Raw genomic sequence first — 23,783 nt, 5'->3', positions numbered from 1 at the left:
CACTCATCATGCCTGTCCGTCTGCTGAACCGTCCGGTCTGCCATAACTGCGACGGCTTCCCCGTCGTCTCGATCGCCATCAGCGACCGCCACAACGACGGCTCCCGCACCCTGCTCCGCGTCGTCTGCCACGTCTGCCAGGGCACCGGCCACACCCCCCGTGCCGCCCTCGTGCGGGCCGGGAGGTGACCGGCGTGCTCGATACCCGCCCTCGGGTCCTCGACCTGTTCTCCTGCGCTGGCGGTGCCAGTTGGGGCTACCACCTTGCCGGGTACGCGGTCGACGGCTGCGACATCGCCGACCGCCCCAACTACCCCTTCGCCTACTACCGGGGTGATGCCCTCGACTACCTGGCCCGCCTGATCACCACCGGCGACATCGAGCGGTACGCCCTCGTGCACGCCTCCCCGCCCTGCCAGGACAAGTGCGCGCTGACCGTGGGCACCAACTCCTCTCAGGGCTGGGGCGGCGAGCACGAAGACCTCGTGGCGCCCACCCGTGTGCTGCTCGACGCTTCCGGGCTGCCGTACGTGATGGAACAGCCCAACGGCCAGGCGGAGATCCGCAAAGACCTGTCGCTGTGCGGGGAGATGTTCGGCCTCGGGGTGCTGCGTCACCGCAACTTCGAGTTAGGCCGCTGGGCCACCGCTCGGCCGGCCCACCCTCGGCATCGGGGCTACGTGCGCGGTCACCGCCACGGCGTCTACCGCGAGGGTCCCTACGTGGCCGCGTACGGGGATGGCGGCGGCAAGGCCACCGTGCCCGAGATGCAAGCCGCGATGGGCATCACGTGGACCGACGTCCGCGAGGAACTGACCGAGGCGATCCCGCCTGCCTTCACGACGTGGATCGGTACCGCCTTCCTGACCGCCCGGCAGGAGGTGTTCGCGTGACGGACACCGCCATGGCGGCGGGGCTAGACCCGGCCACCCTCACCGACGTGCTGAGGGTGGCCGGCAAGCCTGACTTCGACCGCTGGCAAGACCAGATCAAGCGCACCGGCGGATGCTCCGACCCGATCCGCCTCATGGGCGCCACGAAGACGATCGACCCTGCGACCCGAACCGTGCTGCACACCTACACGACCGAGCACGAGCCGGGCGGCATCCTCCGCATCGCCTGTGGCAACCGCCGTGCCTCGCGCTGCCCGGCCTGCGCCTGGACCTACGCCGGCGACACCTACCACCTCATCCGCGCCGGCCTCGTCGGCGACCCGGACAAGGGCACCCCGCCCACGATCCGGGACCACCCGCGGGTCTTCGCCACCCTCACCGCGCCCTCCTTCGGCCCGGTCCACAACCGACCCGGGAACCGGCCCTGCCGCTGCGGGGTCCGCCACAGCGAGGACGCACCCGAACTCGGCACCCCGCTCGATCCCGCCTCGTACGACTACGCGGGCGCGGTGCTGTGGAACAACCACGCCTCCGAACTGTGGCGCTACTTCACGATCTACCTCCGCCGCGAGATTGCCCGACGTGCCGGACTCACGCAGAAGGACGCTCGGGAACAGTCGAAGGTCGCCTTCGGGAAAGTCGCTGAGTACCAGAAGCGCGGAGCTGTGCACTTCCATGCGGTGATCCGCTTCGACGGACCCCACGGGCCCGACGATCCGCCCCCGGCATGGGCCACCCTCGACCTGCTCACCGACGCGGTCCATGCCGCCGCCGCTCGCGTCGCAGTCGCCGTGCCGCCAGCCGGGGATGAGCCGGCCCGCACGCTGCGCTGGGGCACTCAGCTCGACGTGCAGCCGATCGGCGCCTTCGGCCACGGCGAAGAGATCACTGAAGCTGCCGTTGCCTCCTACGTCGCCAAGTACGCCACCAAAGCCGCCGAGACCACCGGCACCGTCGACCGCCGCATAGGCAACAAGGAAGCCCTGGTCCTGCTCGGCGTCCCGGACCATCCCCGCCGGCTGATCGAAGCGTGCCTCGACCTGCACGCGCTCTACCCGGACCGCAAGCTGCGCGACTGGGCCCACATGCTCGGCTTCCGCGGCCACTTCTCCACCAAGTCCCGCCGCTACTCCACCACCCTCGGCGCCCTCCGCCAGGTCCGCGCCGACTACCGCGCACAGCAGCAACGCCAAGCCCTCGGCCTGCCCGACCCCGACGACGACGCGGAGGCAACCACGCTCACCCTCGCCCACTGGACCTACGCCGGCCACGGCTACACCCCCGGCGAATCCTGGCTCGCCGCCAACATCCACCGCGACATCCAACGCAACCGCGAAACCGCCCGCGAAGAACTACCCACCGTGCTCGATCAGGAAGGAGCCGCCGCATGACCACCGTCACCGCTCCCCCCGAGTTGCTGAAGGTCCCGGAGGTCATGGCACGGCTCAAGGTCGGCCGGACCAAGGTCTACGACCTGATCCGCACACACCGCCTGGTCTCGATCAAGGTCGACGGCTGCCGCCGCATACCGGCCGATGCGGTCGCGGACTTCATACGAGGACAGATCGAGAGGGCTGCCTGATGGCTAAGAGGCGCCCCAACGGCGGCGGAACGATCACCAAGCGGGCTGACGGCCGCTACCAGGGAGCCGCGTACGTCACCGACACGGACGGCAATCGCGTCCGGAAGTACGTCTACGGGGCGACCTGGGACGAAGCCGCTGAGAAGCTGGGCAAGCTTCAAGACCAGGAGCGCAACGGCATCCCGGTGCCGTCCCGGTCCTGGAGCCTCGGGGAGTGGCTGGCTTACTGGCTTGAGCACATCGTGAAGCCGGATCGCGAGCACAACACGTACGTCAAGTACGAGTCGAAGGTACGGCTCTACCTCGTGCCTCACCTCGGCAAGAAGCCCATGGTGAAGCTCTCGCCGGCGCAGATCCGTACGTGCATGGCCGCGTTGACTCGCGAGAAGGTTCCCGCGGCTACCCGCTTCGAGGTGCTGCGGACCCTCCGGAACGCCCTGAACCGCGCCATCCGCGAGGAACTGCTGACGCGCAACGTCGCGCTGCTGGTCGACATGCCCAAGGTCAGCAAGGACAAGGGACGGGCCTGGAGTGCCCGCGAGGCGATCAGCTTCCTGCGGACCGCCCGCGCTCACCGCTTCTACGCGGCCTGCGTCCTGATCCTCGTCCTCGGTCTCCGCCGGAGTGAGGTGCTGGGCCTGCGCTGGCAAGACATCGACTTCGAGAACCGACAGTTCACCCCGACCAAGCAGGTGCAGCGGGAGAAGGGCGTGGGGCTGATCCTTAAGGACCTCAAGACCGATTCTTCGACGGCCGTGCTGCCGCTTCCGGAGTTCTGCGCCCGCGCCCTGGAAGAGCGCCGGGAACTGCAAGATCTAGAGCGGCAGATCGTCAGGGACTCCTGGGAGCAGGCGCCGGATCATGACGTGATCTTCTCGTCGGAGCGCGGCGGGCTGACCGACCCGGTGGGCTTCTCCCGAGCCTTCAACGCTCTCGTGAAGCGGGCCGGTGTGCGTCGGATCACGGTCCGGCTCGCACGGCACACCTGCGGGACCCTGCTCGCCTTCCTGAAGGTGCATCCCAAGGTCGCTCAGACGATCCTCCGGCATAGCCAGATCAGCATGACCATGGACGTCTATACGCACGTGGTCGGCTCCGACCAGCGCGAGGCAACCGCGATGCTCGCCGAGCTGCTGGAAGATCCACTCATTGGTTGATGTCAGCCGTGGATGTCAAAGACCCCCAAGCGTGATCGCCTGGGGGTCTTTGTGCTGGTGGGGCTAACAGGATTTGAACCTGTGGCCTCATCCTTATCAGGGATGCGCTCTAACCAACTGAGCTATAGCCCCGCCGCGCTCTGCGGTGTGTGTCCCGCGCGCTGACTCCTGAAGATTAGCGCACGACATGGGCAGTCCCAAAATCGGTTGTCCGCGGTCCCTCAGGAGGGGTTTGAAACGGCGATCGGAGTTAATGTCACTCGTCCTCGGCGAGCGTCAGCTCGACACCGCCGACGAAGCCCGCGGACAGGTTGTAGATGAACGCGCCGAGGGTCGCGAGAGCCGTCGCGAGGACGACGTCGATGACCGCGATGATCGTCGTGAACATCAGGACGTTCGGCAGCGACAGGAAGGACTGCAGGTCGAAGCCGTTCGACTCGTTGGAGCCGGTCGCCTCGGAGATCGTGCCGCCGACGGTCGAGAAGACGCCCATCGCGTCCATGACCATCCACAGCACCGCGGCCGCCACGATCGTGCAGATGCCGAGCGCGATGGAGAGCAGGAAGCTGACCTTCATCACCGACCACGGGTCGGCCTTGGCCACCCGCAGCCGCGCCTTTCGGGTGCGCGGCGTGGTGCGCGCGCCGGTGCGCGGGCGGCGTACGGCGCCCGCGGAGACGGCGGCCTGCGCCGGGTAGGCCTGCGGCGGGTGGTACGGCCCGGCGGCCTGCTGGGGCCCGCGCTCTCCCGGCAGCGGGGACGGAGCCGGCTGCTCGGCCGAAGGCTGCTGCTGCGGCTGTGCGCCCGGAGCAGCCGAGCCCGCGCCGGCCGCGTACTGCTGGGTCTGCGGGCCTCGGGTGTCCGTCACAGTTCCCCCCTGGGATCCATGCGAGTCGGGCGAGGGTGAGTCCTTCGCGGGCGACTTGATCGCTTTGAGCTGGGTCGTGTGCGAATCTGTCGCCTGCGCGGCGGAGCCACGGCCGCCGCCGTCCGTGTCCGTACCGGCCTGAGAACCGGTAGAGGTACCGGACGATCCGGCGCCCGTGGCTCCGCTCACGCTGACTCACTCCTCGTGCTACTCGGCCGAGGGCGCCTCACCCTCGTCCGTGCCGGTGGTCGCGGCACCCTCGGCGGTCTCGTCGACGGCGTCAATGCCCTCGACCTCCTCCGCCTCGCGTCCCGCCTCGGCGTTACGTGCGATACCGACGACGGCATCGCGCTTGCCCAGGTTGATCAGTTGGACGCCCATGGTGTCACGGCCCGTCTCCCTGACCTCGTTGACTCGCGTACGAATCACACCGCCGCCCAGCGTGATGGCGAGGATCTCGTCGGTCTCCTCGACCACCAGCGCGCCGACGAGAGAACCACGGTCCTCCACGATCTTGGCGGCCTTGATGCCGAGGCCGCCGCGACCCTGGACGCGGTATTCGTCGACGGCGGTCCGCTTCGCGTACCCGCCGTCTGTGGCAGTGAACACGAACGTACCGGGTCGAACAACATTCATCGAGAGCAGCTCGTCTCCCCCGCGGAAACTCATGCCCTTGACACCCGAGGTCGCACGGCCCATAGGTCGCAAGGCGTCATCAGTGGCAGTGAACCTGATCGATTGGGCCTTCTTGCTGATCAGAAGCAGATCGTCCTCGGCCGAAACAAGCTCGGCTCCGATCAGTTCGTCGTCCGAACCGTCGTCCGTCTCCCGCAGGTTGATCGCGATGACACCACCGGAACGCGGCGAATCGTAATCCTTCAGAGCCGTCTTCTTGACCAAGCCGCCCTTCGTGGCCAGCACCAGGTACGGCGCCACCTCGTAGGTGCGGATCGCGAGGATCTCGGCGATCGCCTCGTCCGGCTGGAAGGCCAGCAGGTTCGCGACGTGCTGTCCACGCGCGTCACGTCCGGCGTCGGGAAGCTCGTACGCCTTCGCTCGGTAGACCCGGCCCTTGTTCGTGAAGAACAGCAGCCAGTGGTGGGTCGTGGAGACGAAGAAGTGGTCGACGATGTCGTCTTCCTTGAGCTTCGTGCCGCGCACGCCCTTGCCGCCGCGCTTCTGGGCGCGGTAGTCGTCGGTCTTGGTGCGCTTGACGTAGCCGCCGCGCGTGACCGTGACGACGATGTCCTCCTCGGCGATCAGGTCCTCGATGGACATGTCACCGTCGTAGGGGACCAGCATCGTCTTGCGGTCGTCGCCGAACTTCTCGACGATGACCGCGAGTTCCTCGCTGACGATGCCGCGCTGGCGAACCGGCGAGGCCAGGATCGCGTTGTACTCCGTGATCTTCGCCTGGAGTTCGTCGTGCTCCTGAATGATCTTCTGGCGTTCCAGGGCGGCCAGTCGGCGCAGCTGCATCTCGAGAATGGCGTTGGCCTGGATCTCGTCGATCTCCAGGAGGTCCATCAGGCCCGTGCGCGCGATGTCGACGGTGTCGCTGCGCCGGATCAGCGCGATGACCTCGTCGATGGCGTCCAGGGCCTTCAGCAGACCACGCAGGATGTGCGCCCGCTCCTCGGCCTTGCGCAGCCGGAACTTCGTCCGGCGGACGATGACCTCGATCTGGTGCGTCACCCAGTGGCGGATGAACGCGTCCAGCGACAGCGTGCGCGGAACGCCGTCGACCAGCGCCAGCATGTTGGCGCTGAAGTTCGACTGCAGGTCCGTGTGCTTGTAGAGGTTGTTGAGTACGACCTTGGCGACCGCGTCCCTCTTGAGCACGATGACCAGACGCTGACCGGTACGGGAGCTGGTCTCGTCCCGGACGTCCGCGATACCGCCGACCTTGCCGTCCTTCACCAGGTCGGCGATCTTCTGCGCGAGGTTGTCGGGGTTGGTCTGGTACGGCAGCTCCGTGACCACCAGGCACTGGCGGTTCTGGATCTCCTCGACCTCGACGACCGCGCGCATGGTGATCGAGCCACGGCCCGTGCGGTACGCCTCCTCGATGCCCTTGCGGCCCACGACGAGCGCGCCGGTCGGGAAGTCGGGGCCCTTGATGCGCTCCATCAGCGCGTCCAGGAGCTCCTCGTGCGAGGCCTCCGGGTTCTCCAGGTACCACTGGGCGCCGGAAGCCACCTCACGCAGGTTGTGCGGCGGGATGTTGGTCGCCATACCGACCGCGATGCCTGCCGAGCCGTTGATCAGCAGGTTCGGGAAGCGGGCGGGCAGGACGGTCGGCTCCTGGGAGCGGCCGTCGTAGTTGTCCGTGAAGTCGACGGTCTCCTCGTCGATGTCGCGGACCATCTCCATGGACAGCGGCATCATCTTGCACTCGGTGTACCGCATGGCGGCGGCCGGGTCATTACCGGGAGAGCCGAAGTTGCCGTTGGAGTCCACCAGCGGCATCCGCATCGACCACGGCTGCGCGAGGCGGACCAGCGCGTCGTAGATCGAGGAGTCGCCGTGCGGGTGGTAGTTGCCCATGACGTCGCCGACGACACGGGCGCACTTGTAGAAGCCGCGCTCGGGTCGGTAGCCGCCGTCGTACATGGCGTACAGGACGCGGCGGTGGACGGGCTTGAGGCCGTCCCGGACGTCCGGGAGCGCGCGGGAGACGATGACGGACATCGCGTAGTCGAGATACGAGCGCTGCATCTCCGTCTCGAGCCCGACGGGCTCGACACGCTGGGCGATGATGCCGCCCTCTTCAGGGGTGACAGGAGTGTTCTCGTCGGCCATTGCTGGTGAAGATCCTTCCTGGTGCGGTCAGCTGAGACCGACTCAGATGTCGAGGAAGCGGACGTCCTTGGCGTTGCGCTGGATGAACGCGCGGCGGGCCTCGACGTCCTCGCCCATCAGGACCGAGAACAGGTCGTCGGCCTGGGCGGCGTCGTCGAGGGTGACCTGGCCGAGGACGCGGTGCTCCTGGTCCATGGTCGTCACGCGCAGTTCCTCGGCGTTCATCTCGCCGAGACCCTTGAAGCGCTGGATCGAGTCCTCGCGCACGCGCTTGCCGCGCTGGCGCCCCATCTCGATCAGCGCGTCGCGCTCGCGGTCCGAGTACGCGTACTCGATGTCGTCCCGGCCCCACTTGATCTTGTACAGCGGGGGACGGGAGAGGTACACGTGGCCGGCCTCGACCAGCGGCCTCATGAAGCGGAACAGGAAGGTCAGCAGCAGGGTGCTGATGTGCTGTCCGTCGACGTCGGCGTCCGCCATCAGGATGATCTTGTGATAGCGGAGCTTCTCGATGTCGAAGTCCTCGTGCACACCCGTGCCGAAGGCCGAGATCAGCGCCTGGATCTCCTGGTTCTGCAGGATCTTGTCGATCCGCGCCTTCTCGACGTTGAGGATCTTGCCTCGGATCGGGAGGATCGCCTGGTACTGCGGGTTCCGGCCGGACTTGGCCGAGCCGCCGGCGGAGTCACCCTCGACGATGAAGATCTCGCACTTGGTCGGGTCGTTCGACTGGCAGTCCGAGAGCTTGCCCGGCAGCGACGCCGACTCCAGCAGGCCCTTGCGACGCGTCAGGTCACGGGCCTTGCGGGCCGCCACGCGCGCGGTGGCCGCCTGGATGCCCTTGCGGATGATGTCCGCGGCCTCGACCGGGTTGCGGTCCAGCCAGTCGTTGAGGTGCTCGTAGACGGCCTTCTGCACGAAGGTCTTCGCCTCCGTGTTGCCCAGCTTGGTCTTCGTCTGGCCCTCGAACTGCGGCTCGCTCAGCTTGATCGAGATGATCGCGGTCAGACCCTCGCGGATGTCGTCACCCGTGAGGTTGTCGTCCTTCTCCCGAAGGAACTTCTTGTCGCGCGCGTACTTGTTGATCAGGTTCGTGAGCGCCGCGCGGAAGCCCTCTTCGTGCGTACCGCCCTCATGCGTGTGGATGATGTTGGCGAACGAGTACACACCCTCGGTGTAGCCGCCGTTCCACTGCATCGCGACCTCGAGCGAGAGGTTGCGCTCCTTGTCCTCGGCCTCGAGGTCGATGATGGAGGGGTGGACCGCCTCTCCCTTGCGGGAGTTGAGGTACTTCACGAAGTCGACGATGCCGCCCTCGTAGTGGTACGAGACGGTCTTGACCTCGTGCTTCTCGTCCTCGCCCGCCTCGTCCGCACCGGCGGTGGCCTTCGCCGACTCACGCTCGTCCGTGAGATTGATGGTCAGGCCCTTGTTGAGGAAGGCCATCTCCTGGAAGCGCCGCGAGAGCGTCTCGAAGGAGTACACGGTGGTCTCGAAGATGTCGGGGTCGGCCCAGAACGTGACCGAGGTCCCGGTCTCGTCGGTGGCCTCGTGCCGCTCCAGCGGAGCGGTGGGCGCGCCCGCCTTGTACTCCTGCGTCCAGCGGTAGCCGTCGGTCCTGATCTCCACGGCCAGCTTGAACGAGAGGGCGTTCACGACGGAGACGCCGACGCCGTGCAGACCACCGGAGACGGCGTAGCCGCCGCCGCCGAACTTGCCGCCCGCGTGCAGCACGGTGAGCACGACCTCGACGGCCGGCTTCTTCTCGACGGGGTGGATGCCCACCGGGATGCCACGGCCGTTGTCGATCACGCGCACGGCGCCGTCGGCGAGGATCGTGACGTCGATGGTGTCCGCGTGACCGGCCAGCGCCTCGTCGACCGAGTTGTCGACGACCTCCTGCACAAGGTGGTGCAGGCCGCGCTCGCCGGTCGAGCCGATGTACATACCGGGTCGCTTGCGAACCGCGTCCAGACCCTCGAGGACGGTGATGGCGCTGGCGTCGTACGAGGCGGTGACCTCGCCGTTCGCTCCGACGCCGGTGGACGGGATGTTCTCGTTGGGGTTGCCGGAATCGGCCACGAAGCGCCCTTTCTGGCACAGCACGAGCCAGGCTCGTCGGCGGTTTGCCGGAGCGGCTGCGGCATGTTGCGTTGGTAAGCCTTGTTCAGCGTTGCTCAGCTTGTCCCGGCGGTCCCCACGAGTGGGGCGGGATTAGCTTCCAGTCTACCGGTAGCGCCGACAGTGATGGGGGTTTGCCGGTACCTGAGTCCGCATGTGCCGCCCTAAATCCTCCTCCTCCGGGTCCCCATATACGGAGGAGGGCTCCAAGAGGCTCACGGAGGCACTCAGCGCTTCGGGCTGTCAACCCTTGGCTACTTGGGAGTCACGTCGGTGTTCGCAACCGCGTGGGGTCCTGCGACACGAAGGCCGCCGACGGTCCTTCGCAGCCGTCGACGGCCTTGGATGTGATGTCTGTCACCCACAGGTTTGCCGGTCACCCGTAGGTGTCACCAGGGCCGGTGCTGCCCGGGGCGCGCAAGGGGCCATAGCGCCGCGGGGGCCCCGCGGGCCCCTGCACCTTGATGACCCGCACGGCCCCGTGCCCGAGATCCTCGTTGAGCCGGGCCACCAGCGTCGGCGCGAGCAGCCGCAGATTGGTCGCCCAGGCAGTGGAGTCACAGCGCACGATCAGGACCCGCTCGTCCTCGTCGTACCGCTCCGGCTCGCAGTGCTTGGCCACGTCCTCGCCGACGATCTCCGGCCAGCGCCCCATCACCCCGCCCACCGCCGCCGGGGCCTCCCAGCCGCGCTCACTGATGAGCCGGTTGATCGCGGAGCCCAGCGCCATCGGGTCGCGCCCGTCGGCGCGCGCGCCGGAGCGCAGACCACCCCGCCGCGCCTGCTTCTTCTGCTGCGCCGCGTCCCCACGCGCGCGCGCCTGCTCTTTGGCCGCCCTGAGCGCCACGCGCGCGAGGTCGACACCGGAGGGCTCGGGGCTCTTCTCGGGAGCGGGTTCCTGAGGGCTGCTCATACGCGCTCCACCACCCCTTCGGACACCGAGTACCGCGCCCCCACCAGCAGATGCGGTACGTCGTCGTCGACCGCGGCCGTCACCAGCACCTGCTCACCGGGCGCCACCAGCTCCGCCAGCCGCTCCCGGCGCCGGGTGTCCAACTCGGCGAAGACGTCGTCGAGGATCAGCACCGGCTCATTGCCCTCCGCGCGGAGCAGGTCGTACGACGCGAGGCGCAACGCCAGCGCGTACGACCAGGATTCGCCGTGCGAGGCGTATCCCTTGGCGGGCAACTGGCCGAGTTTGAGAAGCAGATCGTCTCGATGAGGTCCTACGAGGGTGACGCCCCGCTCGATCTCCTGCTTGCGGGCGTCCGCGAGCGCCGCCATCAGCTGCGCGTAGAGGTCCTCGCGGGTGTGCGCCTCGCCCGGCGCGGACGGCTTGTACTCCAGGGCGATCGGGCCGCCGCCGGGGGCCAGCTGCTCGTACGCCTTGTCGGACAGCGGCTGGATCGCAGCGATCAGGTCGAGCCGCTGGGCGAGCAACTCGGCGCCCACACGCGCGAGATGCTGGTCCCACACGTCGAGGGTGGACAGGTCCATGGAGCGGCCGCCGTGCCGTCGGGCGAGCGCCGCGGACTTCAGCAGGGTGTTGCGCTGCTTGAGGACCCGCTCGTAGTCGGAGCGCACGCCGGCCATGCGCGGCGAGCGCGCGGTGATCAGCTCGTCGAGGAAGCGGCGCCGCTCACCGGGGTCGCCCTTGACCAGCGCGAGGTCCTCCGGCGCGAACAGCACGGTCCGCACGATGCCGAGCACGTCACGCGGCCTGACCTGCGAGGACCTGTTGATACGGGCGCGGTTGGATTTGCCCGGGTTCAGCTCCAGCTCGACCAGCTGCTGCCGCTCGCCCTGCTTGACCTGTGCCCGGATCACCGCGCGGTCGGCGCCCATGCGGACCAGGGGGGCGTCGGAGGAGACGCGGTGGCTGCCGAGGGTGGCGAGATAGCCGACGGCCTCGACCAGGTTCGTCTTGCCCTGTCCGTTGGGGCCGACGAAGGCGGTGACGCCCGGGTCAAGTGGCACTTCGACCCGGGCGTACGAGCGGAAGTCGGCCAGCGACAGATGCGTGACGTGCATGGTCGGGCGCCGACCTCCCCCAGCTTGTGGACTGCGCCTTGCGTCCTGTGGATCGCGGCGCAGCCCTGTGGATTACTTCTTCTCGACCGCGTGGCCGCCGAACTGGTTGCGCAGCGCCGCGATCATCTTCATCTGCGGCGAGTCGTCCTGACGGGACGCGAACCGCGCGAACAGGGACGCGGTGATCGCCGGAAGCGGTACCGCGTTGTCGATGGCGGCCTCCACGGTCCACCGGCCCTCGCCGGAGTCCTGTGCATAACCGCGCAGCTTGTCCAGGTGCTCGTCCTCGTCGAGGGCGTTGACCGCGAGGTCCAGCAGCCAGGAGCGGATGACGGTGCCCTCCTGCCAGGAGCGGAAGACCTCCCGGACGTCCGTCACGGAGTCGACCTTCTCCAGGAGCTCCCAGCCCTCGGCATAGGCCTGCATCATCGCGTACTCGATGCCGTTGTGGACCATCTTCGAGAAGTGGCCCGCGCCCACCCTGCCGGCGTGCACGGCACCGAAGTCGCCCTCGGGCTTGAGCGCGTCGAAGACCGGCTGCACCTTGGCGATGTTCTCGGCGTCGCCGCCGTACATCAGCGCATAGCCGTTCTCCAGGCCCCACACACCGCCGGAGACACCGCAGTCGACGAAGCCGATGCCCTTGGCCGCGAGCTCCTCGGCGTGCTTCTCGTCGTCCGTCCAGCGGGAGTTGCCGCCGTCCACCACGACGTCACCGGGCTCCAGGAGCTCGGCCAGCTCGTCGACCGTCGACTGGGTCGCGGCACCGGCCGGGACCATCACCCAGACCACGCGCGGGCCCTTGAGCCTGCCCACAAGCTCTTCCAGGCTGTGGACATCGGCGAGGTCCGGGTTGCGGTCGTATCCGATGACGGTGTGGCCTGCGCGGCGGATCCGCTCGCGCATGTTGCCGCCCATCTTGCCGAGGCCGACGAGACCGAGCTCCATCAGTTGTTCCTTAGGTTGCTGTGGCGTGTGAGGCACCTTCGTACCCACGTCCGAGCCTAAACCCGGACGCTCACGCACACCTGTGGGCATACCCGCTCAAACGTATGCCCCGACCTGCGGGTTCTCTGAAGGGTCAGCCGCTGAGGCGCACCGGCATGATCAGGTACTTGTAGGCCTCGTCCGCCTCGGCGTCCAGCGCCGGCTTGCCACTGAGCAGCGCGGGCTTCGTGGACGTCGTGAAGGAGAGCTGGGCGACCGGGGAGTCGATGGCGCTCAGGCCGTCCAGCAGGAACGTCGGGTTGAAGGCGATCGACACGTCGTCGCCCTCCAGCTGGGCGTCGACCCTCTCCACAGCCTGTGCGTCGTCGCTGGAACCTGCCTCCAGGATGAGCACGCCCTGCTCGAAGCTGAGTCGCACCGGGGTGTTCCGCTCGGCGACCAGGGCAACACGCTTGACGGCCTCCACGAAGGGGGCGGTCTCGATCACGGCGATGGAGTTGAACTCCGTCGGGAACAGCGAGCGGTACTTCGGGAGGTCGCCCTCCAGGAGGCGGGTCGTCGTACGACGACCGGCGCCCTCGAAGCCGATCAGGCCCTCGCCCGCACCCGAGCCGGAGAGCGCCAGGGTGACGCTGTCGCCGCTCGTGAGCGCCTTGGCGGTGTCCAGGAGCGTCTTGGCGGGCACCAGGGCCACCGCGGACGCCTCCGGGTTCTCCGGCTTCCACAGGAACTCACGGACCGCGAAGCGGTAGCGGTCGGTGGAGGCCAGCGTGACGGTGTCGCCCTCGATCTCGATGCGCACACCGGTCAGGACGGGCAGCGTGTCGTCGCGGCCGGCGGCGATGGCGACCTGCGCGGCGGCGGAGGCGAAGACCTCACCCGGGACGGTGCCGGTCGCGGTCGGCATCTGCGGCAGCGCCGGGTACTCCTCCACAGGCAGGGTGTGGAGTGTGAATCGCGAGGAGCCGCAGACCACGGTCGCCCGTACACCGTCTGTGGAAATCTCCACCGGTCGGTTGGGGAGCGCGCGGCAGATGTCGGCGAGGAGCCGACCGGACACCAGGACCGTGCCCTCCTCCTCGACCTCGGCCTCCACGGACACCCGCGCCGAGACCTCGTAGTCGAAGCTGGACAGGCTCAGCTGGCCTTCCTCGGCCTTCAGCAGAAGGCCGGCGAGGACAGGCGCCGGCGGACGGGCCGGGAGGCTGCGTGCCGCCCAGGCAACTGCCTCCGCGAGTACGTCGCGTTCCACCCGGATCTTCACTGTTGCCGCCTCCTGCTGTTGCCGGCGCTTCGCTCTGCCTGGCCCTCGTCGTCTGACTCGGTGTCGTCAGCCCCGGTGAGGGGAAGGACACCGGGGAACAGTCTGACGCACCCCACTGACAGTAGGTGCCTCTCGGGGTCAAGTCGTGACGAGGGGCAGCCGGGAGCCGGACAGCGAGTTGTGCACAGGGCCCGCTTCGAAACGGATTCCCAGCTCTCTCTAGTTGGGAGTAGTAGTAGGGGCTGTGGAAACGGTGGATAACTGCGTTTGCGCAGGTCACACCGGAAATTTTGTCCACTGGCCCTGTGGGCGGAGGCGGTGGACAACTGGCCTCATCTGTGGAGAACGGAAAGTTCTGCACACTCCGTGCACAGCCTGAGGCGACTTCTCCCCAACGCCGTCCCCAGCTTTACCCACGTTTCCCACAGGCCAACCCGGCACCTTCGTGTGACGCCTTTCACTCGACCCGGTGAGCAGCCGCGTCGCGTTGCCGAACAGTGGACAGCGGTGTGGAGAAACTGGTGATCGCTGGGGACAACGCGCCTCAGCCTGTGGGTTGCCGGTGGACAACTTCGTACACAGCCTGTGGATCTTTTCTCTGTCCACAGTCTGTGGAGATCCTTCATCCACGAATCCACAACCAGGTGACCTGCCCTGATGGTCTTTCAACACGGGCACCTGTGGACACAGTCTGGACAACTTCCCAGTCCCCAGGGTGTGGACGGGAAAAAGTCACCGAATCTGTGGAGGGAGGCCGTAACGCGGCGGCTATTCGAACACCGGGCTACGGCGTCATGAAGAAGGGCGCCCTCGGGAACTCGTCCCGGGGCGCCCTCAGCGGGTGTCTCTGCGGCCGTCAGCCGTTCTTGATGCGGTTCGTGAGCTCCGTGACCTGGTTGTAGATGGAGCGCCGCTCGGCCATCAGATTGCGGATCTTGCGGTCCGCGTGCATGACCGTGGTGTGGTCGCGGCCGCCGAACAGCGCGCCGATCTTCGGCAGCGAGAGGTCCGTCAGCTCCCGGCACAGGTACATGGCGATCTGGCGGGCGGTCACGAGTGCGCGGCCGCGTGAGGTGCCGCACAGGTCCTCGACGGTGAGGCCGAAGTAGTCGGCGGTCGCGCTCATGATGGCCGTCGAGGTGATCTCGGGTGCCCCGTCGTCACCGCCGGGGATGAGGTCCTTGAGAACGATCTCGGTCAGGCCCAGGTCCACCGGCTGCCGGTTGAGCGACGCGAACGCCGTCACCCGGATCAGCGCCCCCTCCAGCTCGCGGATGTTGCGCGAGATGCGGGAGGCGATGAACTCCAGGACCTCCGGCGGGGCGTTGAGCTGCTCCTGGACCGCCTTCTTGCGGAGGATCGCGATACGCGTCTCCAGCTCCGGCGGCTGGACGTCGGTGATCAGACCCCACTCGAAACGGTTCCGCAGCCGGTCCTCCAGTGTCACCAGCTGCTTGGGCGGCCGGTCGCTGGAGAGCACGATCTGCTTGTTGGCGTTGTGGAGCGTGTTGAACGTGTGGAAGAACTCCTCCTGCGTCGACTCCTTGTCCGCGAGGAACTGGATGTCGTCGACCAGCAGGATGTCCATCTCGCGGTACCGCTTGCGGAAGCTGTCGCCCTTGCCGTCGCGGATGGAGTTGATGAACTCGTTGGTGAACTCCTCCGAGCTCACGTAGCGCACGCGCGTGCCGGGATAGAGGCTGCGGGCGTAGTGCCCGATCGCATGCAGCAGGTGCGTCTTGCCGAGCCCGGACTCCCCGTAGATGAAGAGGGGGTTGTACGCCTTCGCCGGCGCCTCGGCGACGGCCACCGCGGCGGCGTGCGCGAAGCGGTTGGAGGCGCCGATGACGAAGGTGTCGAAGAGGTACTTCGGGTTCAGGCGCGCCGTCGGCTCACCCGGGCCTGCCGCAGGTGCGGGCTTCGCGGCCAGCGGGCTGGGGGCGCCGCTGGACGCGGACACCGCCGGGCCGCCGCGGTGCATGTGCCCGCCGCCGGAGGGCGGCTCGGGATGGTCGCGGCGCGGGCCCGGCTGGTCGTACTCGGAGGAGCGGCGCTGCTGGTCGTAGTCCGGCCGCTGGTCGTCGTAGGGGGGCCGCTGCTGGTCGTAGTCCGGGCGCTGGCCGTCGTAGGGCTGGCGGTCCATCGGCTGCGGGCGGTAGTCCTGCGACGGCGATGAGTACGAGTCCTGGGAGTACGACTCCTGCGACGGCGGGGTCGCGTACGGGTCCCGCTCGGGGAACCCGAGGCGCGGCTGCTGCCAGCTGTACTCGTCCTGCTGCGGGCGTGGCCAGGCGCCGGGTTCGGGTCGCTGGTACTCGTTCGGGTAGGCGGGACGCGCGGTGGGCAGCTGGTCGTTCTGTTCGGCGCGGCCCGGCCGGCGGTCGTCGGCGCGGTGGCGGCCGTAGCCCTCGTACTGCCTGTCGGTCTGGCCGTCGTACTGGTTGGAGGGGGGCTCGGGCTCTTCGTAGCGTGGCTGCGGGCGGGCGGCCGGCGGGGCCGGGGGCTCGCCGGCGGAGTCGTCGACGGTGATCGCGATACGGATCGGGCGGCCGCACTCGCGGCTCAGCGTCTCGCTGACGATCGGCGCGAGGCGGCCTTCGAGTACGCCCTTCGCGAATTCGTTCGGTACGGCGAGCAGGGCGGTGTCGGCGACCAGTGCGAGGGGCTGGCAGCGGCGGATCCAGTGCTCGTCCTTCGTCTCGACCCCCTGCCCACGGCCCCCGTCGAGGAGCTGCTCGAGTACTCGTGGCCACACTGCGGCAAGATCGGCAGGTACGTCAGCCACAGGGCACGCTCTCTCACGGGGTCCCACGATCGTGTGGTGGTGGGACGAGTCGGGATTCAAAGGGGGTGGGGCACAGACATGGGAACGAATCGGAGTTCAGCCACGGTAGTCAGGGCGACGGGTGCGGTTCAAGTTGTTGTCCCCAGCCTGTGGATAGTGTCTCCTGGTGACCGCTGGTTTGACCGGATGGCGTAGCCGCGCGTACCGTAACCAGGTCGAGTTGTCGATGGCTGCTGCCGCCTGCCTCCGATGGGCACAGATCGCGTCAGGTGATCGGGAAGCGGTGCACTCGGGCGTAACGAGAGCTACTCGTGGGCGCACGGTGACAGCCAGGACGGCACCCGCCACCACCGATTGATTTCTGGAGCCCCCGAGTGAGCAAGCGCACCTTCCAGCCGAACAACCGTCGTCGCGCCAAGACCCACGGCTTCCGCCTGCGGATGCGTACCCGTGCCGGTCGCGCGATTCTCGCGAACCGCCGTGGCAAGGGTCGCGCCAGCCTGTCCGCCTGATCCTGATCAGGTCATGACGTCGTGCTGCCTACCGAGCATCGGCTGAGGCGGCGCGAGGACTTCGCGACCGCGGTACGACGGGGGCGCCGGGCAGGCCGCCCGTCCCTCGTCATCCATCTTCGTAGCGGTGCCACGGACCCGCACGCGCCTGGGGAGAGCGCTCCCCCGACGCGTGCGGGTTTCGTCGTGAGCAAGGCCGTGGGCGGCGCGGTGGTGCGCAACAAGGTGAAGCGCAGGCTGCGGCATCTGATGCGTGACCGGGTCGAGCTGTTTCCCCCCGGTAGCCTGGTAGTCGTACGAGCGCTGCCCGGTGCGGGTGACGCCGACCATGCACAGCTGGCCCGAGACCTGGATGCCGCCATCGAGCGGTTGCTGGGAGGGGGCGCGCGATGAAGTACCCGCTGCTGGCTCTGATCAAGCTGTACCAGTGGACGATCAGTCCGCTGCTGGGGCCTGTCTGCAAGTACTACCCGTCGTGCTCCCACTACGGCTACACGGCCATAGACCGGCACGGTGCGATCAAGGGCACGGCGCTCACCGCCTGGCGCATCCTGCGGTGCAATCCGTGGTCACTGGGCGGTGTGGACCATGTGCCGCCCCGCAAGCGCCCGCGGTGGCACGAATTTCTGCGTAACGCCTGGCGTGCACGCAAGGGCGGGCCCTCCGCCGCCGAAACGGCCATTGAAGGACAGACTCCTTCGAGCCCGGCCGCAGAGACACCGTCCCATGCCCAAGGAGCATGATTAGTGGACACGATTGCCAGCCTCTTCAGCTTCATCACGACACCTGTCTCCTGGGTCATCGTCCAGTTCCACAAGGTGTACGGCGCCATTTTCGGGCCTGACACCGGGTGGGCCTGGGGCCTGTCGATCGTGTCCCTGGTGATCCTGATCCGTATCTGCCTGATCCCGCTTTTCGTGAAGCAGATCAAGGCGACCCGGGCGATGCAGACGCTGCAGCCCGAGATGAAGAAGATCCAGGAGCGTTACAAGAACGACAAGCAGCGCCAGTCCGAAGAGATGATGAAGCTCTACAAGGAGACGGGCACCAACCCGCTCTCCTCGTGTCTTCCCATCCTGGCGCAGTCGCCGTTCTTCTTCGCGCTGTACCACGTGCTCAACAGCATCGCGAACAACGACACCATCGGCTCGATCAACCAGAGCCTGCTGGACAGCGCGCAGAAGGCGCACATCTTCGGGGCCCCGCTGGCCGCGAAGTTCACCGACAGCTCCTCGGACGTCGCCGCGCTCGACGCCTCGCTGACCACGGTCCGCATCGTGACCGCGGTCATGATCGTGCTGATGTCGGCGTCGCAGTTCTACACGCAGCGCCAGCTGATGACGAAGAACGTCGACACCACGGTGAAGACGCCGTTCATGCAGCAGCAGAAGATGCTGATGTACGTCTTCCCGGTCATGTTCGCCGTCTTCGGCATCAACTTCCCCGTCGGTGTCCTCGTCTACTGGCTGACCACCAACGTGTGGACCATGGGCCAGCAGATGTACGTCATCCACAACAACCCGACCCCGGGTTCCAAGGCCCAGGCCGCGTACCTGGAGCGCCTGACCAAGCACGTCACGCACCACGGCAAGACGCGCAGCCGGGGCGAGAAGGCCATCGTCAAGGCCATCGTGGCCAAGGGCCGCGACCGCAACGAGTTCGAGCGCAAGTTCATCAACGCTCTGAGCAAGACGGGCCTCGCGGCCCAGGCGGACGGCTCCGTGGTGAAGGGCGAGGCCCAGGCCGCCGCCGAGACCGAGGACGGTACGCCGACCGTCGGTACTCCCAAGCGTCAGCAGCCGAAGCGGCAGAGCAAGTCGCAGCGGCAGTCCGGCGGTGCTTCAGGTGCTCCGAAGGCGGCCGACGAGCCCACGTCGCTCATCAAGTCCGATGAGCCCGAGGACGCCAAGCCCGCCGCTCCGGCCAAGAAGCAGCCAGGCGGCAGTACCCGCAGCAAGGCCCAGTCCGGACAGCGCAAGGGTCCGCAGCGGCCCAAGTCCCCGTCCAAGAAGTAAGAAGGAGTCCATCCCGTGACGGAAGGCACCACCTCCGCTGCTGCCGAGGGTGTAGACACCCTGTCCCGCCTGGAGCAGGAGGGCGAGATCGCTGCGGACTACCTCGAGGGTCTGCTCGACATCGCCGATCTCGACGGCGACATCGACATGGACGTCGAGGCCGACCGCGCCGCTGTTTCCATCATCAGCGACTCGGGCGGCCGCGACCTGCACAAGCTGGTCGGCCGCGACGGCGAGGTGTTGGAGGCGCTCCAGGAGCTCACGCGCCTGGCCGTGCACCGGGAGACCGGGGACCGCAGCCGGCTGATGCTGGACATCGCGGGCCACCGCGCCAAGAAGCGTGCCGAGCTCTCCGAGCTGGGTGCCAAGGCCGCCGCTGAGGTCAAGAGCACGGGTGAGCCCGTGAAGATGCAGCCGATGACGCCGTTCGAGCGCAAGGTCGTGCACGACGCCGTCAAGGTTGCCGGTCTGCGCAGCGAGTCCGAGGGCGAGGAGCCGCAGCGCTTCGTCGTTGTGCTTCCCGCCTGATCGGTCCGTACGTTCCTCCGGCCCCGTCTGTAGCGCAGACGGGGCCGAACTTTGTCAGCCTGATAGTTCTGGTGGATGTGGTGATCGGCGCCGCGTGCGCCCATCGCGGTACGGAAGGACGGTCCCCGTGACGGAGGCAGCGGAGCTTCCCCCTGCGCCCGAGCAGGCGCGCACGGTGTTTGGTGATCGCTACGCGGATGCGGTCCGGTACGCGGAGCTGCTCGCTGAAGCAGGCGTGCAGCGCGGTCTGATCGGCCCGCGCGAGGTGCCCCGGCTGTGGGAGCGGCACCTGCTGAACTGTGCGGTGCTCTCGGAGGTCGTTCCCGAGGGCGTGACGGTCTGCGACGTCGGCTCGGGCGCCGGCCTCCCCGGCATTCCTCTGGCACTGGTCCGGGAGGACCTGAAGATCACGCTGCTGGAGCCCTTGCTGCGCCGTACGACCTTCCTCACCGAGGTTGTGGAGCTGTTGGGCCTGGACCATGTCACGGTCATCCGGGGGCGCGCCGAGGAGGTCATGGGCAAGCTGCCGCCGGTGCATGTGGTGACGGCGCGTGCCGTGGCCCCGCTGGACCGCCTGGCCGCTTGGGGCATTCCTCTGCTGCGACCGTACGGCGAGATGCTCGCGCTCAAGGGTGACACCGCGGAGGAGGAGCTCAAGGCGGCGGGCACGGCGCTGAGCAAGCTGGGTGCTGTGGAGACGTCGGTCCTGCATGTCGGGGAGGGCGTGGTGGATCCGCTGTCCACGGTGGTGCGGGTCGAGGTCGGTGAGAGCCCTGGCGGTGTGCGCTTCGCGGCGAAGCGGGCCAAGGCGGCTCGTACAGGACGGACCCGTAGGCGTCGCTGATCCGTCCTGACGACGAGACGTACTCCACACAAGCTGTCAAACGTACGCATGCCGGAGTGTCGCGACACTTCGGGCTCTTCTGCTGTGCATCGTGTTTCACGTGAAACGTCGCTCACTGCTGCACGGCATCATCAGCCGTGGTCGCGCCGCGGCCGAACCGCGTGACCGGAAGCCTCTCGGGTCTCTCAGAGAGGTAACGGAGTTGTCCACAGAGGTGGATTTCTCCACAGAACGCCAGGCCTCACTGGTTCACGACCCCGAAGACATGGGAGGCTCTGTTCATTGCGAGCCTGAAGTCGAGGAGAGTGAATCCTTGCGGTCCGACGCCAACATCGCGGGACCGATGACCGATCCGGTCCCCGGTCCCCGTACCGAGTCGATGGGGGACGATGTTTCACGTGAAACACCGCCCCCTATGGACGACACTCCCATCGGTCGTGCTGCCCAATTGGCGGTGGAGGCTCTGGGTCGTGCCGGTGAGGGCCTGCCTCGGCCTGAGCAGACCCGCGTCATGGTGGTCGCCAACCAGAAGGGTGGCGTGGGCAAAACGACGACAACGGTCAACCTCGCCGCTTCGCTGGCGGTGCATGGCAGCCGTGTCCTCGTGATCGACCTCGACCCGCAGGGCAACGCATCCACGGCCCTCGGTATCGACCACCACGCCGAAGTGCCGTCGATCTATGACGTCTTGATCGACAGTAGGCCGCTGGCCGAAGTCGTCCAGCCGGTCCCGGACGTGGAGGGTCTCTTCTGCGCTCCAGCCACGATCGACCTTGCCGGCGCGGAGATCGAACTGGTCTCCCTGGTGGCACGTGAGAGCCGGCTTCAGCGGGCGATCCAGGGGTATGAGCACCCGCTGGACTACATCCTCATCGACTGCCCGCCCTCGCTCGGCCTGTTGACCGTCAATGCGATGGTCGCCGGTGCCGAGGTCCTCATTCCGATCCAGTGCGAGTACTACGCACTGGAGGGTCTGGGGCAGCTGTTGCGGAACGTCGATCTGGTGCGGGGGCACCTCAACCCCAACCTGCATGTCTCGACGATCCTGCTCACCATGTACGACGGCCGGACGCGGCTCGCGTCTCAGGTCGCGGACGAGGTGCGCACCCATTTCGGTGGCGAGGTGCTGCGGACGAGCATTCCCCGCTCGGTCCGTATCTCCGAGGCGCCGAGCTACGGGCAGACGGTGCTGACCTACGATCCAGGATCGAGCGGCGCCCTCTCCTATCTTGAGGCGGCACGAGAAATCGCACTGAAGGGCGTGGGCGTCGCCTATGACCCGACGCAGGCCCATATCGGCACCCAGAGCAACCCGAGCATGGTGGAGGGCATCCAGTGAGTGAGCGACGGAGGGGTTTGGGCCGTGGGCTCGGCGCACTGATCCCTGCTGCCCCGACGGAGAAGACGCCGGCTCCGGCCGCGGTGGGGGGCGCCGGTTCCGCGTCTCCGACAGCCGTGCCGGTACTGACGACCGACCGCGGAGTGGCTGCGGCAAAGGTGGCCATGCTGCCGCCTGTTTCACATGAAACCGAGGAGCCGTCGGTCAACGGCTACGCGGAGACGCCCGGGCCTCCGGTGGGCGCCTACTTCGCGGAGCTCCCGCTCGACTCGATCAGCCCGAACCCGCGCCAGCCGCGTGAGGTCTTCGACGAGGACGCGCTGCAGGAACTGGTCACCTCCATCCAGGAGGTCGGTCTCCTCCAGCCGGTCGTCGTACGGCAGGTCGGTCCTGGGCGCTACGAGCTCATCATGGGCGAGCGGCGCTGGCGGGCCAGCCGTGAGGCGGGCCTGGAAGCGATCCCGGCGATCGTGCGAGCCACGGACGACGAGAAGCTTCTCCTGGACGCGCTCCTGGAGAACCTGCACCGGGCTCAGCTGAACCCGCTGGAAGAGGCCGCCGCCTACGACCAGTTGCTGAAGGACTTCAACTGCACGCACGACCAGCTGGCGGACCGCATCGGCCGTTCGCGCCCGCAGGTCTCCAACACTCTGCGTCTGCTGAAGCTCTCGCCGTCCGTCCAGCGCCGGGTGGCCGCCGGGGTCCTGTCCGCCGGACACGCACGTGCCCTGCTCTCCGTCGAGGACTCGGAGGAGCAGGACCGTCTGGCTCACCGGATCGTCGCCGAGGGACTCTCGGTGCGTGCCGTCGAGGAGATCGTGACCCTCATGGGGTCGCGGCCGCAGACGGCTCAGCGTTCCAAGGGGCCGCGAGCCGGCGCCCTGGTCTCCCCGGCGCTGACCGACCTGGCAGGCCGTCTCTCGGACCGTTTCGAGACGCGGGTGAAGGTCGACCTGGGGCAGAAGAAGGGCAAGATCACGGTCGAGTTCGCCTCCATGGAAGATCTTGAGCGGATCCTCGGCACGCTCGCCCCCGGCGAGGGACCCGTCCTCCAGAAGAGCCTTCTGGACGGCGACGCCGAGGACATGGAGGACTAGGGCCTCAGACCGGCAGGGCGCGATGCCCGGCAGTCGAAAGAGCGGGCTGTGTCCGGTGGGTACCGGACACAGCCCGCTCTTTGCTTCCAGGCGGTATCGAGGCAATCACATCGTGGATACGATGCGTTCGGGTATGGCGCATCCACCCGGCAGCACCTTCAGGGGAGGGCAGGTGTCATGCGAACGGTGAGCCGCACCGGACTGGTGAGCGCGGGCCTGGGGCTGGGCGCGGTCGGCGGCTTCGTCGGCAGCCTGATCCGGGAACGCAGCGCTCTGACAGCCGCCCGCGATGCCGCGGGCGAGGGAAGCGAGGAACAGCCTTCATGGGCCGTCGGCTCGTACCGCTCACGCTGGACAACCTTCAGGACGTTCCCAAGCGCTGTCGCTCGTGTGTCTTCTGGGAGCTGGACCCAGTCAGTGGCGAAGCCGCGGTAAAGGCAGGCACAGCCGCCCTGGAGAAGGAAGCCTGGATCTCCTCGGTCCTGTTGGACTGGGGATCGTGCGGCCGGGTCGTGTACGTCGACGAGGTACCGGTGGGCTTTGTGCTCTACGCTCCTCCGGCCTATGTCCCCCGCTCGACGGCGTTTCCCACGAGCCCGGTGTCACCTGACGCCGTGCAGTTGATGACGGCGTTCATCATGCCCGGATATCAGGGGCAGGGACTGGGCAGAGTGATGGTCCAGACGGTGGCCAAGGATCTGCTGCGGCGTGGCTTCAAGGCGATCGAGGCGTTCGGGGACGCCCGCTGGCGAGAGCCGGCCTGTCTTCTGCCCGCCGACCACCTTCTGGCAGTGGGCTTCAAGACGGTCCGTCCTCACCCCATGCATCCACGCCTGAGGCTGGAGCTGCGGACGACGCTCTCCTGGAAGGAAGACGTGGAGATGGCGCTGGACCGGCTCCTGGGGGCCGTGCAGAAGGAACCGGCGCTACGGCCGCTGTAACGACAATGGGCCGACCCTCACGGGCCGGCCCATTCGTGTTTCACGTGAAACATCATT

Annotated in this window: 22 protein-coding genes and 1 tRNA gene; 14 read left to right on the top strand and 9 right to left on the bottom strand. The window is 67.7% G+C overall.

Annotated features, from left to right (window positions below; translation table 11 throughout):
* Positions 1-8 precede the first annotated feature (8 nt).
* Genes ACWD3I_RS07200 through ACWD3I_RS07180 form a run of 5 tightly spaced genes read left to right on the top strand, consistent with a single transcriptional unit; the run spans position 9 to position 3,631 of the window.
* Positions 9-188, top strand: coding sequence for a hypothetical protein (locus tag ACWD3I_RS07200; RefSeq protein ID WP_365393469.1), 180 nt, complete (start codon positions 9-11; stop codon positions 186-188).
* A 5-nt stretch (positions 189-193) separates the two neighbouring features.
* Positions 194-892: a DNA cytosine methyltransferase gene (locus tag ACWD3I_RS07195; protein ID WP_365393467.1), complete on the top strand. Its 699-nt coding sequence runs from the start codon at positions 194-196 to the stop codon at positions 890-892.
* Positions 889-2,283 carry a replication initiator protein RepSA gene (repSA, locus tag ACWD3I_RS07190; protein ID WP_365393465.1) on the top strand — a complete coding sequence of 465 codons (1,395 nt, stop codon included), beginning with the start codon at positions 889-891 and terminating at the stop codon, positions 2,281-2,283. The genes ACWD3I_RS07195 and repSA overlap by 4 nt, the downstream gene beginning before the upstream one ends.
* The gene (locus ACWD3I_RS07185; protein WP_365393463.1) at positions 2,280-2,474 is read left to right on the top strand and encodes a helix-turn-helix domain-containing protein; all 195 of its coding nucleotides are present in this window, start codon (positions 2,280-2,282) and stop codon (positions 2,472-2,474) included. Before repSA ends, ACWD3I_RS07185 begins: the two co-directional genes overlap by 4 nt.
* Positions 2,474-3,631 (top strand): tyrosine-type recombinase/integrase, encoded by a 1,158-nt coding sequence (locus tag ACWD3I_RS07180; RefSeq protein WP_365393461.1) that lies wholly within the window; start codon positions 2,474-2,476, stop codon positions 3,629-3,631. The genes ACWD3I_RS07185 and ACWD3I_RS07180 overlap by 1 nt, the downstream gene beginning before the upstream one ends.
* Positions 3,632-3,686: 55 nt before the next feature.
* Here the strand turns inward: ACWD3I_RS07180 and ACWD3I_RS07175 are convergent.
* From ACWD3I_RS07175 to dnaA, 9 genes are all read right to left on the bottom strand, one after another.
* Positions 3,687-3,763 (bottom strand) — tRNA-Ile (locus tag ACWD3I_RS07175).
* 124 nt (positions 3,764-3,887) lie between these two features.
* On the bottom strand, positions 3,888-4,688 hold the full coding sequence (locus tag ACWD3I_RS07170; protein WP_365393459.1) for a DUF3566 domain-containing protein: 801 nt from the start codon (positions 4,686-4,688) through the stop codon (positions 3,888-3,890).
* An 18-nt stretch (positions 4,689-4,706) separates the two neighbouring features.
* Positions 4,707-7,301: a DNA gyrase subunit A gene (gene gyrA / locus ACWD3I_RS07165; protein WP_365393457.1), complete on the bottom strand. Its 2,595-nt coding sequence runs from the start codon at positions 7,299-7,301 to the stop codon at positions 4,707-4,709.
* 42 nt (positions 7,302-7,343) lie between these two features.
* On the bottom strand, positions 7,344-9,383 hold the full coding sequence (gyrB, locus tag ACWD3I_RS07160) for a DNA topoisomerase (ATP-hydrolyzing) subunit B (RefSeq protein ID WP_365393454.1): 2,040 nt from the start codon (positions 9,381-9,383) through the stop codon (positions 7,344-7,346).
* A 415-nt stretch (positions 9,384-9,798) separates the two neighbouring features.
* Positions 9,799-10,335, bottom strand: a complete 537-nt coding sequence (locus ACWD3I_RS07155) for a DUF721 domain-containing protein (RefSeq protein ID WP_266890070.1) — start codon at positions 10,333-10,335, stop codon at positions 9,799-9,801.
* Positions 10,332-11,453, bottom strand: a complete 1,122-nt coding sequence (gene recF / locus ACWD3I_RS07150; RefSeq protein WP_365393451.1) for a DNA replication/repair protein RecF — start codon at positions 11,451-11,453, stop codon at positions 10,332-10,334. Before recF ends, ACWD3I_RS07155 begins: the two co-directional genes overlap by 4 nt.
* 72 nt (positions 11,454-11,525) lie before the next feature.
* Positions 11,526-12,401, bottom strand: coding sequence for a phosphogluconate dehydrogenase (NAD(+)-dependent, decarboxylating) (gene gnd, locus ACWD3I_RS07145; protein ID WP_365393448.1), 876 nt, complete (start codon positions 12,399-12,401; stop codon positions 11,526-11,528).
* Positions 12,402-12,534: 133 nt separating this feature from the next.
* Complete coding sequence (gene dnaN, locus ACWD3I_RS07140) at positions 12,535-13,665, bottom strand: DNA polymerase III subunit beta (RefSeq protein ID WP_067436160.1); 1,131 nt, start codon at positions 13,663-13,665, stop codon at positions 12,535-12,537.
* An 856-nt stretch (positions 13,666-14,521) separates the two neighbouring features.
* Entirely contained in the window at positions 14,522-16,450 is a 1,929-nt protein-coding gene (gene dnaA, locus ACWD3I_RS07135) for a chromosomal replication initiator protein DnaA (RefSeq protein ID WP_365393444.1), read from the bottom strand.
* A gap of 374 nt (positions 16,451-16,824) precedes the next feature.
* Here dnaA and rpmH point away from each other — a divergent pair, with 374 nt between their 5' ends.
* The 9 genes from rpmH to ACWD3I_RS07090 all read left to right on the top strand — a co-directional run bounded on the left by rpmH (position 16,825) and on the right by ACWD3I_RS07090 (position 23,726).
* Positions 16,825-16,962, top strand: a complete 138-nt coding sequence (rpmH, locus tag ACWD3I_RS07130) for a 50S ribosomal protein L34 (RefSeq protein WP_006381191.1) — start codon at positions 16,825-16,827, stop codon at positions 16,960-16,962.
* A gap of 21 nt (positions 16,963-16,983) precedes the next feature.
* A complete protein-coding gene (gene rnpA / locus ACWD3I_RS07125; protein ID WP_095046237.1) occupies positions 16,984-17,355 on the top strand; it encodes a ribonuclease P protein component in 372 nt (123 codons plus the stop codon).
* A complete protein-coding gene (yidD, locus tag ACWD3I_RS07120; RefSeq protein WP_266890082.1) occupies positions 17,352-17,705 on the top strand; it encodes a membrane protein insertion efficiency factor YidD in 354 nt (117 codons plus the stop codon). Before rnpA ends, yidD begins: the two co-directional genes overlap by 4 nt.
* A gap of 3 nt (positions 17,706-17,708) precedes the next feature.
* On the top strand, positions 17,709-18,977 hold the full coding sequence (gene yidC / locus ACWD3I_RS07115; RefSeq protein ID WP_365393439.1) for a membrane protein insertase YidC: 1,269 nt from the start codon (positions 17,709-17,711) through the stop codon (positions 18,975-18,977).
* Between the two features lie 15 nt (positions 18,978-18,992).
* Complete coding sequence (locus tag ACWD3I_RS07110) at positions 18,993-19,505, top strand: Jag family protein (RefSeq protein WP_365393436.1); 513 nt, start codon at positions 18,993-18,995, stop codon at positions 19,503-19,505.
* A gap of 127 nt (positions 19,506-19,632) precedes the next feature.
* Positions 19,633-20,349 carry a 16S rRNA (guanine(527)-N(7))-methyltransferase RsmG gene (gene rsmG / locus ACWD3I_RS07105; RefSeq protein ID WP_046256509.1) on the top strand — a complete coding sequence of 239 codons (717 nt, stop codon included), beginning with the start codon at positions 19,633-19,635 and terminating at the stop codon, positions 20,347-20,349.
* 265 nt (positions 20,350-20,614) lie between these two features.
* On the top strand, positions 20,615-21,688 hold the full coding sequence (locus ACWD3I_RS07100; RefSeq protein WP_323185213.1) for a ParA family protein: 1,074 nt from the start codon (positions 20,615-20,617) through the stop codon (positions 21,686-21,688).
* Positions 21,685-22,785 (top strand): ParB/RepB/Spo0J family partition protein, encoded by a 1,101-nt coding sequence (locus tag ACWD3I_RS07095; RefSeq protein WP_365393433.1) that lies wholly within the window; start codon positions 21,685-21,687, stop codon positions 22,783-22,785. Before ACWD3I_RS07100 ends, ACWD3I_RS07095 begins: the two co-directional genes overlap by 4 nt.
* Positions 22,786-23,108: 323 nt before the next feature.
* A complete protein-coding gene (locus tag ACWD3I_RS07090) occupies positions 23,109-23,726 on the top strand; it encodes a GNAT family N-acetyltransferase (RefSeq protein ID WP_361552650.1) in 618 nt (205 codons plus the stop codon).
* The last annotated feature ends 57 nt before the right edge of the window (positions 23,727-23,783 follow it).

This window comes from Streptomyces sp. NPDC002817, assembly GCF_053592055.1.
Note: the sequence above shows the minus strand (reverse complement) of the source record. Positions and strands in the feature narration are given on the sequence as shown.

Coding starts and splice junctions, on each gene's coding strand:
- gnd (WP_365393448.1), bottom strand. CDS start 12,401: ATGGAGCTCGGTCTCGTCGGCCTCGGCAAGATGGGCGGCAACATGCGC.
- ACWD3I_RS07155 (WP_266890070.1), bottom strand. CDS start 10,335: ATGAGCAGCCCTCAGGAACCCGCTCCCGAGAAGAGCCCCGAGCCCTCC.
- ACWD3I_RS07185 (WP_365393463.1), top strand. CDS start 2,280: ATGACCACCGTCACCGCTCCCCCCGAGTTGCTGAAGGTCCCGGAGGTC.
- gyrA (WP_365393457.1), bottom strand. CDS start 7,301: ATGGCCGACGAGAACACTCCTGTCACCCCTGAAGAGGGCGGCATCATC.
- ACWD3I_RS07100 (WP_323185213.1), top strand. CDS start 20,615: ATGGGAGGCTCTGTTCATTGCGAGCCTGAAGTCGAGGAGAGTGAATCC.
- ACWD3I_RS07200 (WP_365393469.1), top strand. CDS start 9: ATGCCTGTCCGTCTGCTGAACCGTCCGGTCTGCCATAACTGCGACGGC.
- recF (WP_365393451.1), bottom strand. CDS start 11,453: ATGCACGTCACGCATCTGTCGCTGGCCGACTTCCGCTCGTACGCCCGG.
- yidD (WP_266890082.1), top strand. CDS start 17,352: ATGAAGTACCCGCTGCTGGCTCTGATCAAGCTGTACCAGTGGACGATC.
- ACWD3I_RS07180 (WP_365393461.1), top strand. CDS start 2,474: ATGGCTAAGAGGCGCCCCAACGGCGGCGGAACGATCACCAAGCGGGCT.
- ACWD3I_RS07090 (WP_361552650.1), top strand. CDS start 23,109: ATGGGCCGTCGGCTCGTACCGCTCACGCTGGACAACCTTCAGGACGTT.